Annotated in this window: 15 protein-coding genes; 1 reads left to right on the forward strand and 14 read right to left on the reverse strand. The window is 35.7% G+C overall.

Annotation, left to right across the window (positions count from 1 at the left end; translation table 11 throughout):
- Positions 1-56 precede the first annotated feature (56 nt).
- The gene (locus tag EV201_RS15100; RefSeq protein WP_130308483.1) at positions 57-1,097 is read left to right on the forward strand and encodes a LamG domain-containing protein; all 1,041 of its coding nucleotides are present in this window, start codon (positions 57-59) and stop codon (positions 1,095-1,097) included.
- A 412-nt stretch (positions 1,098-1,509) separates the two neighbouring features.
- On the opposite strand, the gene EV201_RS15105 is transcribed toward EV201_RS15100, so the two are convergent.
- From EV201_RS15105 to EV201_RS15170, 14 genes are all read right to left on the reverse strand, one after another.
- Positions 1,510-2,304 carry a cation transporter gene (locus EV201_RS15105; RefSeq protein WP_130308484.1) on the reverse strand — a complete coding sequence of 265 codons (795 nt, stop codon included), beginning with the start codon at positions 2,302-2,304 and terminating at the stop codon, positions 1,510-1,512.
- Positions 2,305-2,388: 84 nt separating this feature from the next.
- Positions 2,389-2,715, reverse strand: coding sequence for a P-II family nitrogen regulator (locus tag EV201_RS15110; RefSeq protein ID WP_130308485.1), 327 nt, complete (start codon positions 2,713-2,715; stop codon positions 2,389-2,391).
- A gap of 37 nt (positions 2,716-2,752) precedes the next feature.
- Positions 2,753-3,991 carry an efflux RND transporter periplasmic adaptor subunit gene (locus EV201_RS15115; RefSeq protein ID WP_130308486.1) on the reverse strand — a complete coding sequence of 413 codons (1,239 nt, stop codon included), beginning with the start codon at positions 3,989-3,991 and terminating at the stop codon, positions 2,753-2,755.
- Positions 3,992-4,110: 119 nt separating this feature from the next.
- A complete protein-coding gene (locus EV201_RS15120; RefSeq protein ID WP_130308487.1) occupies positions 4,111-8,451 on the reverse strand; it encodes a CusA/CzcA family heavy metal efflux RND transporter in 4,341 nt (1,446 codons plus the stop codon).
- Positions 8,452-8,604: 153 nt separating this feature from the next.
- Positions 8,605-8,964 carry a DUF6660 family protein gene (locus EV201_RS15125; RefSeq protein ID WP_130308488.1) on the reverse strand — a complete coding sequence of 120 codons (360 nt, stop codon included), beginning with the start codon at positions 8,962-8,964 and terminating at the stop codon, positions 8,605-8,607.
- Between the two features lie 17 nt (positions 8,965-8,981).
- Positions 8,982-9,395, reverse strand: coding sequence for a Fur family transcriptional regulator (locus tag EV201_RS15130; RefSeq protein ID WP_130308489.1), 414 nt, complete (start codon positions 9,393-9,395; stop codon positions 8,982-8,984).
- Between the two features lie 391 nt (positions 9,396-9,786).
- The gene (locus EV201_RS15135; RefSeq protein ID WP_130308490.1) at positions 9,787-10,365 is read right to left on the reverse strand and encodes a hypothetical protein; all 579 of its coding nucleotides are present in this window, start codon (positions 10,363-10,365) and stop codon (positions 9,787-9,789) included.
- Positions 10,366-10,514: 149 nt separating this feature from the next.
- Positions 10,515-11,057: a hypothetical protein gene (locus EV201_RS15140; protein ID WP_130308491.1), complete on the reverse strand. Its 543-nt coding sequence runs from the start codon at positions 11,055-11,057 to the stop codon at positions 10,515-10,517.
- Between the two features lie 302 nt (positions 11,058-11,359).
- Entirely contained in the window at positions 11,360-11,650 is a 291-nt protein-coding gene (locus EV201_RS15145; RefSeq protein ID WP_130308492.1) for a helix-turn-helix domain-containing protein, read from the reverse strand.
- Positions 11,651-11,999: 349 nt separating this feature from the next.
- Positions 12,000-12,986, reverse strand: a complete 987-nt coding sequence (locus tag EV201_RS15150; protein ID WP_130308493.1) for an RteC domain-containing protein — start codon at positions 12,984-12,986, stop codon at positions 12,000-12,002.
- A 175-nt stretch (positions 12,987-13,161) separates the two neighbouring features.
- Positions 13,162-14,364 (reverse strand): site-specific integrase, encoded by a 1,203-nt coding sequence (locus EV201_RS15155; protein ID WP_130308494.1) that lies wholly within the window; start codon positions 14,362-14,364, stop codon positions 13,162-13,164.
- A 217-nt stretch (positions 14,365-14,581) separates the two neighbouring features.
- Positions 14,582-15,328, reverse strand: a complete 747-nt coding sequence (gene rnc / locus EV201_RS15160; protein WP_130308495.1) for a ribonuclease III — start codon at positions 15,326-15,328, stop codon at positions 14,582-14,584.
- 3 nt (positions 15,329-15,331) lie between these two features.
- Positions 15,332-16,585 carry a beta-ketoacyl-ACP synthase II gene (gene fabF / locus EV201_RS15165; RefSeq protein ID WP_130308496.1) on the reverse strand — a complete coding sequence of 418 codons (1,254 nt, stop codon included), beginning with the start codon at positions 16,583-16,585 and terminating at the stop codon, positions 15,332-15,334.
- A gap of 23 nt (positions 16,586-16,608) precedes the next feature.
- Positions 16,609-16,845, reverse strand: coding sequence for an acyl carrier protein (locus EV201_RS15170; protein WP_129255248.1), 237 nt, complete (start codon positions 16,843-16,845; stop codon positions 16,609-16,611).
- Positions 16,846-16,900: the final 55 nt, after the last annotated feature.

Genomic DNA, 16,900 nt, shown 5'->3' on the forward strand with positions numbered 1-16,900 from the left:
TTTAAAAAAGATTAATCAATACCTTTTGCGCTACCATTAGGTTTAACTTTTAAATTATGAATAATTTAAAACAAACATTAGCTTCAATCATATTGTTTTGTGTATGTTCCTTATTGGTAAATAACATATCAGCTCAGAATAATCAAACTAAGTCTTTACGTTTTACAAAAAACGAAACAGGAAAGCATGAGTATGCTAACATTGCTAATCTGCCTTCTACTTTTGGTGTAGGTGAGTTTACACTTGAAATGTGGATTAAACCAGATAACTCATTTCCAGTTGGGCCGACTCCTTGGCCACAAGATCCATTCCCATTAAAGCAGGAAGATGTTAATCAATGGGCCAAAAACGAAGATCAATTAACTAATTGGTCAAACTCCAGCGAAGAGCCTTATTCTTCGACTGGTTGGTGGTGGCATGGTAATTGGCTTCTAGATGGTTTTTCAAGAAATTATGGAGATAGAGATGGAAGTTTTGCCTTACAATTTTATGGTGGAGGAAGACTAAGATGGCTCTTTGATGACGGTACAGGTCCAAGTGCCGACAAAGGTTATGTATATTCTGTGGGTGTATATCCTGCAACAGAAACACCTTCTCTTTTAGATGGGAAGTGGCATAATATTCAATGTGTTAGAAGATGGATTGGAAAGTCTGAAGCACAATTGGAATTATGGGTTGATGGAAAGATTATTGATAAAAAGGTGATTCCAACTCGTGTAGATATGCAAAAACAATTTTGGAATGATTGGGGAGTTGGAAACCCTCCTGGTCTTAAAGGGTGGCTTATTGGAGGAGAAGAACAGGCTTCTAGTGGCGTTCTTGTTGATTATTATTGGCATCAATTTGAAGACTACAAAGGTTTAGTGGATGAACTTCGTTTCTGGAACAAGGCAAAATCACAAGATGAATTGCAAAAACATTGGAATAAAGCAATCACAAAGAACATTTTTGGATTGGTTGGATATTATTCCTTTGAGAATATCAACATTCCTAGCAATTATCTTATAAAAGATAAAATTGAAGAAAATAAAGCAATAATGTCACTACATAAATTTGATTTACAAAATTTATCAAATGAAAATGCACCGATTAAATAATTTACATTCCGTAATGTGTTATGGATATATTGGGTTTTATACCCCCTTTAAATATTTCGGTGAAATTATATTAATATATCTATTCTCTACTAAATTTTCGTCTTTCCTTTTCCATAATCCAAGATATAAAATATTTAAATCTCTATATCTTAAGTCACTGTCCACGTAAATGGAGCAACTTCAATGACCTAAATACAAATAATCCTCCTAAGCATACACTTAAGAGGATTATATGTGACCCCAACAGAACCCAAAACGAAAAACATTAAACTTTGGAAACTAGCATATTAGTGGTGATTTAGCGTTTTAATGTACCCTTATTTGGCACCTCTGTAAATATTATTTGTTCATTAGGACTGGGCTGTCAATCTAATAATTATTTTAAAGCCTATGAGATTCGATTATTTCATAATTAGTTCCCCAACTTTAAAATCCTAAATGCACCCTTTACTACTATTAAAAACACAATTGCCCCAATGATTAAATCAGGATATTTTGATTGTGTTAACAATACCAATACACCTGCAATGATAACACCAGTATTGATAATTATATCGTTTGATGTAAAAATCATGGTGGCTTTCATGTGCGCTTCTTCGCTTTTTGATTTTTGCAATAAATAAAGGCATATTGAATTGGCAATTAGTGCCAGTACAGATACGATAATCATGATTTGAAAATTTGGCACTTCTTCAAAACTAATAAACCTGCGTATTACTTCTGTAAGACCAAGCAGGGCTAATGCCAATTGAAAATAGCCACTCAACTTTGCAACTTTTTTCTTTCGTATCACAGTTGAACCTACTGCCCAAAGGCTAAGACCATAAACCAAAGCATCTGCCAGCATATCCAATGAATCGGCAACCAAACCCATTGATTTTGAAATAAAACCCGTGGTAATTTCTATTATAAAAAAAACAAAATTGATAATCAGAACTGTCCAAAGTAGTTTTGACTGTACACTTGGATTATCAATAAATTCATCTTGCTGAACAATGATAGTTTCTTTGCATTGAGCGCCTAAATTTAGTTCTTTCAATCGTTTTCCTATTTCCGTACTTTCTTCGGAATGAAAGACGGTAAGTTTCCGGTTTTCAATATCGAAAACCAGGCTTTTAATCACGGGAAGCCCTTCCAGTTTCATCCTGATAAGGGATTCTTCGGAGGGGCAATCCATTTTTGAAATATGGAACGTACTCTTAAACATTGTCGATTTGTTTTTAATGTGAATTATTAAAACAGCAAGTTGACCAAAATATTAGGACAACCTGCTGCTCATTCTGCGATTATTTTACATCGTTTCAAGTCCTGTTTTTATACGGTGTACACTATCAACATTAGACACATATATTAATCCGTCTCCAGGATTGAGCGTTTTACCGTATTTTGAAATAATACAAACAACTTTTTCCACAAAGCTATCATAGACTACTATTTCAATTTTAGCAACGGGACTGTCTGTAACTGCAAATTTATCTGAAACAAATGCTTTTTCATCTTGAAATTTCCCTGTTCCTTCAGCAAGAGAAATTGTCATGTTCTCAAAGCCATTGTCTTTAAGTTGTTGAACAATTTCATTCACTTTGTTTGGTCGCACAAATGCTTTTATTTCTTTCATTTTCATTAATTTCATTAGTGATAGTTATGTTTTTTTGTTAATCATCATCTCCGGTTTCTTCTTTTTTCATATCTGCCAAAAGATAATAGGCTGCATTCATCACTATTTGAGTATCATCAGCTAAAGAATCAAGCAAATGGATTTCTGTATAACCATCGTCTTTCTGCCCGGTTATCACCTCTTTCATTCTGAAAGCCATTTTATTATCATCATCATCCATATTATATTCTTCTTGACTTTCACTTTTTTTGTGTTCATCATATTCGATTTCTTCAAGAGCTTCCTTATCCTGTATGAATATGTATGATTTCGTTCCTTCCTTAACTATTGCATCATTAGGTAGTGTTAAGGTATAGTTTTCATCAGTGTGCAAACGTCCGTTGATATACATACCAGGAATAAGATTTCCGACATTTTTTTCCAAACGAGCGTGAATAGAGACTGCTCTTGTATTCGTTTCAAACTCTTTCCCAATTGCAAAGACTGTTGCCGTAAGTTCTTCATTCGGTCGATTCGAAACTGTAAAAAGAATTTTTTGACCTTCTTTTACAAGATGGACATCTTTCTCATAAATCATAAAATCGGCATGAATTGTAGTGATATCGGTAATTTCAATCAGTTTGTCTTTTGCATCCACATAAGTGCCTACATTAATATTAATTTCATTTACATAGCCACTTATTGGAGATATAATGTTTATAGTGTTTGAGATTTCACCTTCTTTAACTTTTTCAGGAGAAATAAGTAATAATTTCAGTCGTGCTTTTAAACCTTCATATCTTGCTTTTGCGGTATTGTATTCAGCTTTTGCTTGTTGGTAATCTTTACCTGCACCAACATTGTTTTCAAACAGTTCTTTTTGTCGTACATATTCCTGTTCTAAGTATTCAAGTTTATTGGCAATCACAGAAAAATCCTCTTGAAGGGCTATGTAATCGGGATGTTCAAGGACTGCAAGTAATTGTCCCTTACTTACTTTATCACCATGAAATACTTTAATCTCTTTTACATTACCTCCAACTATAGCCGTAACCTCAGCAATACTAGATGGCGGAACTTCCAATTGCCCGTTAGTTTTTACCACCGTTGTTAAATTGCGCATCAAAAAAACTCCTAGTTTTAAATCAAGGGCTTCCCGTTGTTTTTCATTTAACATAACCACTCCCTCGGGACTATTCTCTTCATGTTCTTCATCTTGATGGCTATCCTTATTTTTGGAATTGCACGACATTAAGCTTGCAATGGCAATAAATGCTATAAATATTTTTGTTTTCATCTGTTTCTATTTTATCTATTTGTCAGATGGAACTCCCATGAAATTTAATCACCCTTTTGTATGTAAAATTTGGATGATAAAATGTACATGGTCGGTTCATCATTATCTTATTTTATTGATTATTTACCAGTAATATATTTCAGTTGGGCAGACAATTCAAAATACTCTGCCTGTTGCTTTAAAAAATCCTGTTTTGTTTTGATTGCCATTTCCATATTCTGAATAAACTGAACATAGTCAATACTACCGAGGCGATACGCCAGATTGGATGCCTGAATTTGTTCATCAGCCAATGGCAAAGCTTCCTTTTGATAGTAATCGAGAACTTCTTGTAAAGTGAGGTATCTACTAATCTGTTGATTATATCCAGCTTTTATTTCCAGTTTCTTTTGTTCGTATTGCTGACCAGCAATCTGGAAATTTATTCTTGTAGCTTTGGTTTTGCCGGATTGGGAAAAAAACAATAGTGGAACAGATATTCCCGCTTCCCATCCATAAAATCCTGAATTGCCGTCAACTGATTGCAATTTATATCCCAAGTCTAATTTAGGTAGGAAATTAGACTTTTCTGCTTTCCATGCTGATTCTGCAACATCGATTCCAGTTGAGTAATAATTCAGTAATGGACTTCCATTCAGGTAATTTTGCCCAGAAACAATATCAAAAACATGCTTTTCCAAATTCAGAATGTTAACATCAAATTCAGTAGGATATAAAAGGTATTGATTTAGAATTTGCAAGCTTGCATAATAGTTACTTTCAGCTTTCTTAATATTTACCTGTAATTCTTTGTATTTGGCCGATGCTGAAAGATATTCAATTTTAGAAGTTGCCTGAGTCTTGTATCTTAACTCCGCAGCTTTCTGGAAATTAGCGTACAAGCTATCAAGCTGTTTGAAAAGCTGAAATTGTTGTTTGGCATAGACGGCATTGTACCATGCCATACTCACATCACGAGCCAATGAATATTCGGTAAGGTTCTGTCCCGATACAGCTTGTTGTGTTCGGGCATTGGCTAATTTACTTTTTGAAGAAATACCAAATACATCGATATCCGACTGAACAATTCCTAATTGGTTTTGAACTCCTGGCATGCCATTTCCCACTTCTTCCTTACCTGTGTAAATTGATGTCCTGCCTAAATCATAAGCAGTAGCCTTAAGTGCTTTTTGTTTGTCAACTTCCAAACTGGCTGCCTTTATAGAAGGGTAGTTTTCTTTAGCCCTTTCAATAGCCATCTTCAACGTTAAGGTTGAATCCTGAGCCTTTGCATTTCCAGAAAAGCCTACACCTGCTAATATAAATAGCATAGATAATACAGCTGTACCAGGCTTAGGAAGCTTTATTCTTTTCCCTTTAGATTCAACAAACTTATAGAGAATCGGTAGCACAATCAGTGAAAGTAGAGTTGACGTGAGCATCCCCCCAATCACAACGGTAGCTAAAGGCCGTTGTACTTCTGCACCGGCAGACATTGATACCGCCATTGGTAAAAAGCCTAAAATATCCGTTGAAGCGGTTAATAGTATTGGTCGGATTCGTCTAATAGACCCCTTTTTAATAATTTCGTTAATGTGTAACTTGCCTTCCGCTTTGAGTTCGTTAAAACCACTAATCAATACTAATCCATTGAGGACAGCCACCCCAAACAGGACAATAAAACCTACCCCAGCAGAAATACTAAAAGGCATATCTCTTAAATACAAGGAAAATATCCCTCCAACAGCGGCAAAAGGTACTGCTACATAAATCATGAGGGTTTGTTTGAACGATCTAACAGCGAAAAACACCAACATGAAAATTAATGCCAAAGCAAGCGGAACTACAAGAGACAATCTTTTTGAAGCCCTTTTTAGATTTTCAAAAGCACCCCCATATCGAATATAATAACCCGTAGGTAGCTCCAATTTTTCATCTAAAGTAGCTTGAATTTCCTCTACAAGCGACTTGACATCCCTGCCTTCTACATTAATCCCTACATAGGTACGCCTGTTCGTATTATCACGACTAATTTGCATCGGACCCGGCTGATAACTTATTTCAGCAACTTCTTTTAATGGTATTTGATTACCATCGGGTAGATTTACAAACAGATTCCGGATATCGTCAATGCTTATGCGGTGCTCCTCGTCCAATCTAACAACAAGGTCGAACATTCGCTCACCTTCGTAAATACTTCCTGCAACCCCACCACTAAAAGCCGATTCAACAATGGTATTCAGTTCTTTAATAGTCAAGTTGTATCGACCAAGTTTATTGCGGTCGTAATGAACTGTAATCTGAGGCAAGCCACTTGTGGCTTCTGCTTTTACACCTGCGACACCTTCAATACCCGTAATAAGTCTGGCAATTTCTTTAGCTTTGTCAGCCAGTATATCCAAGTCATCACCATAAAGTTTTATGGCGACATCTTCACGAACACCTGTCAGCAATTCATTGAAGCGCATCTCAACAGGTTGAGTAAACTCATAATTGATACCGGGCAATACACTGATTTTTTCCCTGACTTTATCAATTAATTCCTCTTTTGATTCTGCTTTTGTCCATTTATCTTTTGGGGTCAATATCACAAAAATATCAGCAATGTCAAGTGGCATAGGATCCATGGGTAAATCTGCCACCCCAATTCTACTTTGAACACTTTCTACTTCATCAGGAAAGTTCTCCAAGACAATTTGTTCCAACCGGGTGGAGGCTTTTGTCACTTCGGTTAATGAGGTACCAGGCTTTAAAAACGCCTGAAAAGCGAAATCACCTTCATCGAGTTTTGGAATAAATTCGGCCCCCATTCTCGTAAACAAAAAACCGCCTGAGATTAATAATACCAGAGCAATTGCAATTATAATACGGCTTTTATTAAGTGCCCAATCAATTACAGGGCTGTATATCTTTTCGAGTTTTCCAATAAATTTATCTCCCCATGATTTTTTATTTGTTTTAGGTGGTTGAAGAAATGAGGCTGCCATCATAGGAATGTATGTAAGACATAATACCACCACACCTAATACAGCAAAGCCGAATGTCATAGCCATAGGAATAAACATCTTACCTTCAACGCCTTGCAAGGCTAAAACGGGTATGAAAACGATCAAAATGATTAGCTGTCCAAAAAATGCAGAATTCATCATTTTGCTTGCTGAATTATAGGCAATTTCATTACGTTTTTGTTGTTCCAGCTTTGTTCCTATAAAGCTTTTCCTATGAAGGTGAAAAATCATACTTTCAACTATAATGACTGCACCATCGACCAATATTCCGAAATCAAGAGCTCCTAAACTCATCAGGTTTGCCCATACCCCAAAAAGATTCATCATGATAAAAGCAAATAATAATGCCAATGGAATGGTTGAAGCTACAATTAAGCCACCTCTCAGATTTCCCAAGAATATCACCAGAATAAAAATTACAATTAACGCTCCCAAAGAAAGGTTCTCGGCAACAGTCGAAGTTGTACTTTTTATCAGCTTGCTGCGATCGAGAAAAGGTTTTATTATCACACCTTCAGGGAGTGATTTTTGTATTAAGGCCATCCGTTCTTTTACTGCCTTAATCACTTCGTTCGAGTTCCCCCCTTTCAGCATCATCACAATGCCACCGACAGCGTCACCTTTCCCATTTTTTGTAAACGCGCCAAAACGGACAAAACTACCGTATTTGACTTCTGCTACATCCCTTATAAATATTGGTTGACCGTCAATGTTTGCGACTAAAGTATTTTTGATATCATCAATCGACCTCATTAATCCTTCACCCCTGATAAAATTAGCCTGAAAGTTTTTTTCAATATATGCCCCACCCGTATTCTGGTTGTTGTCTTTAAGGGCTTCAAATATATCCGACATAGCCAATCCCATACTCCTGAGTTTGTCAGGATTTATTGAGACCTCATATTGTTTTCCCCTGCCACCAAAAGAGTTAACCTCCACAACACCAGGCAACATAGCCATTTGACGCTTTATAATCCATTCCTGCATGGTTCGAAGTTCCATATCATCATAAACGGTATCAAAACCAGGCTGCACTTCAAGCGTGTATTGATATATTTCGCCTAATCCAGTACTGATAGGAGCCATAAATGGTTCTCCAAAACCTTCGGGAATTTTTTCTTTCACCTCGGTTAATGCTTCACTAACCAATTGTCGTGGAAGATATGTCCCTGCACTTTCTTTAAAAACGATAGTTACAACCGAAAGCCCAAATCTAGAAACACTACGTATTTCTGTAACATCAGGCAGGTTTGCTACTGCCAACTCAACCTGATAGGTAACAAATTGTTCAATGTCTTCTGTGCCTAAATTGGGCGCAGTTGTGATGACCAATACCTGATTGTTTGTTATATCGGGCATAGCATCAAGTGGCACTTTGTTCATGGAATATATTCCACCTAAAATCAGACCAATAGTCATCAGCCATATTAGTGCCTTATTCTTTATTGAAAAAGATATTATTTTGTTTATCATTTGATTTCTTTAAGTTTTTGTTGTGAATATGGTTAATGATAAGGCATTTACCTATATGATATTAACCATAAAAAAAACTGTTATACACGCTGTTTCATATCAAGAAAATGATACGTGAGCGTGTTGCTCAATTATTAAGAAAGTATAAATGAATTATATTTTGGGTGGTTGCCAGATAGAGGCAACAGGGCTTGGGAATGTAAATTCTTTATATTTAATATCTAAAGTAATTTCTACTAAATTGATAAAAGAAATATTAAACAATGAGGGAAAAGATAGGGTTTGGCAACATTGACAAAAACAAAATGGGGAACATAAATCAACATCATTTGTCTGATTTGGGCTTTGTTTTGACAATTCAAAGGAAGCAGAATTTGTATCGGCAGTAATATTATCATTGCAAGTCATGGCTGTTAAAACCATTACATACACTGATAATATTACTGCTATATATTTCATTTGCAAATTCATCATTTCTTTAAAGTACAATGATAAAGATACACTAAAGTTCATGCAACTGGGTTGCAAAGTTAAACCTTGCAGTTCGAACAAATACCTTTAATAACAAAATTTGCATTGGAAAACTCAAATCCATCTGGTAAATCAGGTTGCGGTATAGGTGAATCTTTGAGACAATAAGTTTTCCCACATTTATTGCATGAAAAATGTATATGTAAATATTCAGGTTCACAGGTGCAAAAATCTTCGCAAAGCGCATATTTTCGGGAACCAGTACCGTCTTCAATCGAATGAATAAGTTGGTTTTCTTGAAATGTCTTTAGAGTTCTATACAAAGTTGCCCTATCAGCATTTTCAAATTTTTGTTCTAATTCGGGCAGGCTGATTGCTGTTTTTTCTTCAATCAAAATCTGTAAAACTAACTGTCGCATGGCAGTTGGTTTAATGTTCTTTGATTTGAATTTGCGGTCTAATTCCTTTTTCATCCTATCCAATATTAAATTGTAGGTAATAACTCAAAGATAACAATTCATCATAGGTGCTGCAATGTCGCTTGAGTTTCATTTTATTTTTTGAAGGGAATAAAATAACTTTCTCCAAGCTTCCACTATATTATCATAAGAATTTTCTTTTTTCGCCTTGATCCTAAAACGAATATTTATATTCTATTATTGATATTATTTCTTATTTAAGTTCTGAAAAAGTAAATACACAAAGGAAATTTCCAGGTATATGTTCACCAATTATCCATTATTTCCTATATCCTCATACACAATTACACAATTACACAATTACACAATTACACAATTACACAATTACACAAAATTAAAATTTCCAATTAAAAATAACACTATCAAATCTGTCAAGTTTACGTAATTAAATTTCATGATTAAAACTTAAGCTGACCAGTTCGAATGCATCTCTATTCTTACACTGTTCTGCGATTAGCCTAATTATACGATGGCACACCTTAGTAAGATTGTCAGGATAGGCTTGTTCATAAACGATCTTATGCAGGATGTTACAAAAGCCCTCTCTCCTATTCCTTCTACTTCTAGTTAAGATGTTTTGATATAGTGGTGGTAAAGTATCGACGAGCTGATGATTAGCGCTGAGCATTTCTTTTGCGATGTCGTTGGCGTAGACCATAAAAGTATTTAGGACTGGTGAGAAGCGTCGGAAGTCTTTTTCCTGAGAATAGGACTGAACTAGCTTCTTAGGTGAATCTGACATGAAGTATCGAGGGTGCTTGATCACTGTCTCGATGGCTTCGAACAGGGCCACCTTTCTCTCGAGTTCGAACTTGAGGTCTAAAAGATCTTTGAGCTCGAGTTGTGCTTGATCCAGGATTCGGATGAGGCCTGGAGATAATAAAGATTCGTTTTCTAAAAAGAAACCTATCAGGATATTAATTTGCTTGGATAGGTTGTCGAGGTAAGTTTTTATTGTTTGCATAACGAAAGAATTACGAATTAATAATTACGAATGACGGCTAATAATTATGAGTTAGGAATTACAAATTACATTTCGACAGGCTCACCGGGTTTCGTCAAATCTTCCGATTTGGGGTTTTAAAGGGAAATGCTGCTGCGGCAGCATTCCCTTTAAAACCCTTCTTTTATCGGGTCCACTTTTTTCCTTGCCTGGATATGCTTTTTCAGACTGGGTTTTGTGCGCAAACAGATGTATGAGCTAATGGCGTTGGAAAGCTGGATTTTGACCTGGTTGTTGTGAATGACCAGTTGCCAGGCTTCCTCATCGCCATAAATGCGACAAAACTCGAGTTCCTCGATTGGCAAGAGCAAGGGTTTAAATCGATGTTTCATCTTTATAAAGCCTGCATCCCATGCTTTTTGTCGGTAACGGACAATGGTGGATTTACCTAAATTCAGAACCTTAGCCAGATAATCTGCTGGAAGATCACGGTAGCGACAATTCGAAGTGGTACGCCCTTGTTTTCGTGCCGACTGCCTTGCTATCCTATCTTTGTAATGAAGGTAATAGGTGACCACCGCTGCATAGATGAATGGGCGGAAGTTATTGAAATTCTGCTGCTCGTATATGGCACCGGTAGCAGATTGAAAATTGAGTTTTTTAGCCAGAACTAAATAGCTCACGACTCTTACAGATTCGCGTTTGGAATTCATTATCACCCAGCCATTCTTCAACAACCATGCGAGATTGGACAGAAGTGTTTTCGGTGACTTTATTTCTAGTGCCAAGCGTGTTTTTTCTCTTTGATCCTCATCCCAGAAGACATAACCCGAGCCCTGGCTTTTCAAGTACAAGAAAAGTCGTAGTGGATTGACCTTCCTGTTGGAAAGGGCAAAGACTAAGAGTTCTATGGGGATGTTCATAGTTTGCATAGCAAACGATTTGAAATTATGAATTAGGAATTGCACTTCGTCCTTCGGCAGGCTCAGGAACCAAGCTCTGTGACCAGATTGGACTAAGAGCTTAATGCGGGCTGGTAGTTCTTTTCCAGTGCTTCTTTTATGTCACTAGTTTTGTAGAGGGTTTTGCCTCCAAACTGAATGAAAGAAATTGTGGCTTCATCACGGTACTTTTGAAGCGTGCGTTTACAGATCTTGAGTAAGGTGCAAACTTCATCGGTATCGAGATAGGTATCTCCTAATGGGTTTCTCTCATTTAGGGAAAGTTGTTTGAGTTGGGTTTCTACAGATTTGATTTTATCCGCAAGTTCTAAGAAAACTTTTACTAATTCTTTTTCTTGTTGCATAACGATCAAAGATTAAGAGTTAAAAAGTCGAAAAGTCCAATAGTCTAAAGAACTGATTCGTCTTTGCCAAAGCTTTGAATGGCTACAACAAGTTTAGGAAGGCTTTTACTTATTAATGGGTAAGTGTCATGTAAAAAAAATTCAACTATTTTATTGAAACATCTTGTGAATGAGGAATAATAAAGCTTTTAAGGAAACAATATTTTTGTTCCATTATTCAATTTACTTTAAGGTGCACTGAACTGCTTCTACCAATGGGTCACTTACCCTGAAGTGTCATCTGATTTTCAACCAATTAAACCAAACACTACTAATCATAAACCAAAAATATAGATCTGATTATCAAAATTTAGTTCTTATCACGAAGAGAAAAAATGTCTATTGCTGATATTAATTTTTGAAGAAAGGAAGTATTATTTAAGCGGGTAGAAATCTTATGGATCCTACTTTCATGTTCTGATATTTGATCCATATTAAAAAAACAGGATAGCTGACTTATAAGTTCTTTTCTCGAAAGCTCTCCTCCATCCTTTCTTTCGAAACTATTTGATTGATCAAGAGCTAATGCTAATTCCAGGAAATCAGCAGTATTCGCTTTCCATTTAATATTTGAAGTTTTAATTGATGATTTTTCATTTAAATGAGATAGGTCTTTCAAACAATCCAATGTAGTTTCAAAATATAGGCTTAAAGGACTTCCATAAAAATCATCTCCCTTTTTAATAAATTCAGATTCAAATTGACGTCTTGTTTTCTTGAGATAATCAATTTTATCAGGAATAGATTCAATACCACTAATCTCATTTTTTAAACGCATAAATCTCGCATAAGACCTTTGATCGCAGTCGTTATTAGAATTATTTTTTGTGCAAATAGAACTCAAGCAATTAGAATATTGTTCTCTATAATTCTTTATCAGCTTAATCAATTTTTTAATAATCTTCTTTTGAAACTTAAAATATTTTACCAATCGAGATAAATCATTGGGATCGACATACACGCAAGAAACCGTTGAGTTTACTTTGGAAACAATTCTTGTATTTCCTGGTAACTGTTCAATATTTGGCTGATCACCAATCTGTTCCTTAAGCAATTCAAAAATATGCTGTAACATCTTCAAATAAATGATCTTTTCTGAATCAGAACTTAATTGAGAAATATACGACCTCAAATCATTTACAAATTCGAAATACAATTGACTTAGGTAATTTTTAAAATCTTCATAATTCTCATGTGAATTAAAATAGACTTTATATGTGTCAATATCTTTTTCAAAAGCAATGGTTGCAAGTGACAATTCATTTCTAAGAGCGATGAAATTAACTTCTTTAATCATACGAAAAGTTCTTTTCATCTAAATTAATTCAATTTTCATCACAAGTCAATAATTTATTGTAAAATTAAATCATAAAGAATTTAAAGACAGAAGATAAGCTCTCTCTCACAAAAGACATTAAGATGAAAAACACAATTTACCTAATAGGACATTAACGACTAATATTGGAAAATCCTTATAAAGTTATTAGTCGATTGGCCGCATCTAAAACTTCGTTTTCGAAGCTATCAAGATAGATTTGTGTTGTCCTTTCTGTTGTGTGACCAAGCCCTTCAGAGATAATTGCCGTTGGTATACCAGAACGTTTTGCTATAGTTGCCCAGGAGTGACGAGCGACATATGGTGTGAGTGTAATAGGTAATTCTAAGATCTTCCCTACCTGTTTTAATTTTGTACGATTTCTGGTCGCTCTTGCTGCATAGAGCTTATGCATTTCTGCATGATTTTGTTCTAATAAAGGAAACACGTAGTCACTAGGATTTTTTAAGTCGGAGTATTTCTCTATAATCTTTAATGCAGGTGCCACGAGAGCAATAGTATATTTCTGAGAGGTCTTTTGTCTGGAATAATTAATGCGCTCGTTAAACACATTCAGAACCTTTAAATGAGCTATATCAACAAACGATATCCCCATACAATAGAAACTAAATATAAACAAATCTCGAGCTTGTTCCTTGCCTGGATCTGAACTAAGATCAAGATCCCGAATTTGTATGATTTGTTCTTTAGTGAGTGCTCGTTTTTGTGTTTTCTCAGATTTTACTTTATAATGTAAAAATGGATAGTTTTCTCTTTTTGCAAATCCCTCTTTTATAGCTCTATTGTAAATGGCACGAATCGTACGCATGTAACATGAAATTCCATTAGTTTTCATTCCATTAAAGATCATGTGGGTTTCAAACTGTTTTATGAGGGTGTAATCTATTTCTTCGAAGCTGATAGATTCCTTACCCATAAACCGAATAAGAGCTGAAGATGCACTTCGATACGCACTGGCATTTCCCATCTTATTAATACTCTCGAGCTCTTGTATTAAATTATTTGCGTATACATTGAAAAGTGCTCCTGATCCAACATTATATCGTTGTTCAATATCTTCGACTGTATATAAATGATTCAATGCCTCTAAATCGTTAACAATTTCCATAAGCTTGAGTAGGCACTTTCTAATCTCTATGTTTTTGCGTTTATAGAGTTGTGAAAAATTCTTAACCTTTACGTCTAAGAGGTTTTCCATTTCATCCCAATGATCTTTAAGAACTGATATCTTCATTGGGAAATACTTAAGTTTTCTCCTGTGAGAAACTCTAATCATTACTGGATGAGTTCCATCTTTATACTGTCTAGATGTAAAAAGTACTGCTTTGATCCTTGCCATATCAATTCGCTTTAAATTCCAGAAAGTTTAAACATAGTTTAATCTTTTCCCTCTTAAAGCTACATTATTTTTCATTTTAGAACAAACACAACAAAGCAACAAAAGGCACAAAACACCCAACAACAAAGGGGTCTAGAGCCTAAAAAACACAAAAGAGGATGATAGCTAACTATCATCCTCTTTTGCTCTGCGAGCAGAATAAAAATTTAGCTACCATCTATGCTGTAGCTACCAAAGGTTCCTCAAGGCGCAATAAAGCTTCTTTTGCTGCCATTTGCTGAGCTTCCTTCTTAGAAGCACCAATTCCTGTCCCCATCATGTTACTCTCAACCTCAACCTCTGAAATAAATACAGGCAACTTCATTTCCTTATCTAATCCATCTTCACGAGTATCGAAAACAACGTCTTTCTTATTTTTTTGAGCCCACTCAATAAGCTTACTCTTAAAATTTGTTTCTACAGTAACAACTTCTTCAATATTGATGTAGTTACGAAAGATTTTATCTTCAATAAAAGTTTTAGTTACAGAATACCCTTGATCAAGATAAATTGCTCCGACCAAGGCTTCGAATGCATCACCATAAATATGTTTATTATTATTCAGATTCACATTCGACATGACTTGCTTATTCAATCCAATCTTAAGCGCCAATCTGTTTAAAGATTCACGACTAACAATTTTAGATCGAATTTGAGTAAGAAATCCCTCACTCTTATTGGGAAAGTATTTGTAAAGTATATCAGCCGTAATAGATCCTAGTATGGCATCACCTAAAAATTCGAGACGCTCATTATTCATAGGAACTCCATCCTTACTTGGAATGGATGCTGATTTATGCACCAATGCAAGTTCGTACAATTCAAACTTATTAGGAACAAATCCCAAAAGATCAAAAGACAATCCATAAAACTCCCTCTTAGGCAAGAATCGAAGTTTTATGGATTGAATAATAGATTTAATCACAAATTATTCAGTAAATGATTTAATAATTACTGAAGCATTGTGTCCACCGAAACCAAACGTGTTGCTCAAAGCCGCTCTGATTTCGCGTTTCTGAGCTGTGTGTAGAGTTAAGTTTAGTTTTTCATCAATATCAGGATCTTGTTCTCTGTGATTGATAGTTGGCGGTACAGTAGAGTTTATAATTGCTAAAATACTAGCAATAGCTTCAACTGAACCGGCAGCTCCCAAGAGGTGACCTGTCATTGATTTTGTGGAACTAATGTTCATTTTATAAGCATGTTCACCAAAAACGGATTGTACTGCTCTCAATTCTGGAATATCCCCTACTGGAGTTGATGTTCCATGAACATTGATATAATCCAAATCTTCGGGTTGCATGTTTGCGTCGTTCAATGCCATTTTCATCGCATTGATGGCACCACGTCCTTCTGGATGTGTTGCAGTCAAGTGATAAGCATCACCAGACATCCCTCCACCAACAATTTCAGCATAAATCTTAGCACCACGAGCCTTAGCGTGTTCATATTCTTCAAGAATAAGAGCACCAGCTCCCTCTCCCATTACAAAACCATCACGGGTCTTACAAAATGGACGAGATGCTTCTTTATACTCCTCATTATTAGTTGAAAGGGCCTGCATCGAGTTAAAGCCTCCTAATCCTGCTTCATTAATTGAAGCTTCTGAACCACCTGAAATAAAAATATCAGCTTTACCCAAACGGATATAGTTCATTGCATCAATCATAGCATGAGTGGAAGAAGCACATGCAGAAACTGTACCGTAGTTCGGTCCCTGGAAACCATATTTCATAGAAATATGACCGGCAGCAATATCAGAGATCATCTTAGGAATAAAGAAAGGAGAGAAACGAGGAGTTCCGTCCCCGTTTGCATATCCTGTAACTTCATCTAAGAAAGTCTTAATACCGCCAATTCCAGAACCCCAAATAACTCCGGCTCTTGTTAAATCTTCCGCTTCCAAATCGAAACCCGCATCCTCAATGGCTTCTTTAACAGCTACTAAAGCAAACTGTGTATAAACATCAAGTTTACGAACTTCTTTACGATCGAAATGATCCTTCGGATCGAAATTTTTAACTTCGCAAGCAAACTGAGTCTTGAATTTTGAAGCATCGAAATGAGTGATTTTATCCGAACCACTCACACCATTCTTCAAACTCTCCCAATACTCGGCAATATTATTACCGATCGGGTTAATGGTTCCAAGACCAGTTACTACTACTCTTCTAAGTTCCATAAAAAAGGTTCTGGGTTAATTAATTACTTAGCGTTTTCTTCGATATAAGAAATAGCGGCACCTACAGTCCCGATGTTCTCAGCTTGATCATCTGGAATAGCGATGTTAAATTCTTTTTCGAATTCCATGATTAACTCAACAGTATCCAATGAATCAGCTCCTAGGTCGTTAGTGAAGCTAGCTTCAACAGCAACTTCTGTTTCATCAACACCCAATTTGTCAACAATGATTGCTTTTACTCTAGATGCAATATCAGACATAACTTTAAAATTTTAGATTAATATTTAAAAAACTAATTAATTTCTAACTCTGCAA

It is taken from the genome of Ancylomarina subtilis, from assembly GCF_004217115.1.
In the GTDB taxonomy this organism is placed as follows: domain Bacteria; phylum Bacteroidota; class Bacteroidia; order Bacteroidales; family Marinifilaceae; genus Ancylomarina; species Ancylomarina subtilis.

Bases quoted from the DNA above. Each gene is read 5' to 3' on its own strand.
- EV201_RS15100 (WP_130308483.1), top strand. From the start codon at position 57: ATGAATAATTTAAAACAAACATTAGCTTCAATCATATTGTTTTGTGTA.
- EV201_RS15105 (WP_130308484.1), bottom strand. From the start codon at position 2,304: ATGTTTAAGAGTACGTTCCATATTTCAAAAATGGATTGCCCCTCCGAA.
- EV201_RS15110 (WP_130308485.1), bottom strand. From the start codon at position 2,715: ATGAAAGAAATAAAAGCATTTGTGCGACCAAACAAAGTGAATGAAATT.
- EV201_RS15115 (WP_130308486.1), bottom strand. From the start codon at position 3,991: ATGAAAACAAAAATATTTATAGCATTTATTGCCATTGCAAGCTTAATG.
- EV201_RS15120 (WP_130308487.1), bottom strand. From the start codon at position 8,451: ATGATAAACAAAATAATATCTTTTTCAATAAAGAATAAGGCACTAATA.
- EV201_RS15125 (WP_130308488.1), bottom strand. From the start codon at position 8,964: ATGAACTTTAGTGTATCTTTATCATTGTACTTTAAAGAAATGATGAAT.
- EV201_RS15130 (WP_130308489.1), bottom strand. From the start codon at position 9,395: ATGAAAAAGGAATTAGACCGCAAATTCAAATCAAAGAACATTAAACCA.
- EV201_RS15135 (WP_130308490.1), bottom strand. From the start codon at position 10,365: ATGCAAACAATAAAAACTTACCTCGACAACCTATCCAAGCAAATTAAT.
- EV201_RS15140 (WP_130308491.1), bottom strand. From the start codon at position 11,057: ATGAATTCCAAACGCGAATCTGTAAGAGTCGTGAGCTATTTAGTTCTG.
- EV201_RS15145 (WP_130308492.1), bottom strand. From the start codon at position 11,650: ATGCAACAAGAAAAAGAATTAGTAAAAGTTTTCTTAGAACTTGCGGAT.
- EV201_RS15150 (WP_130308493.1), bottom strand. From the start codon at position 12,986: ATGATTAAAGAAGTTAATTTCATCGCTCTTAGAAATGAATTGTCACTT.
- EV201_RS15155 (WP_130308494.1), bottom strand. From the start codon at position 14,364: ATGGCAAGGATCAAAGCAGTACTTTTTACATCTAGACAGTATAAAGAT.
- fabF (WP_130308496.1), bottom strand. From the start codon at position 16,585: ATGGAACTTAGAAGAGTAGTAGTAACTGGTCTTGGAACCATTAACCCG.
- EV201_RS15170 (WP_129255248.1), bottom strand. From the start codon at position 16,845: ATGTCTGATATTGCATCTAGAGTAAAAGCAATCATTGTTGACAAATTG.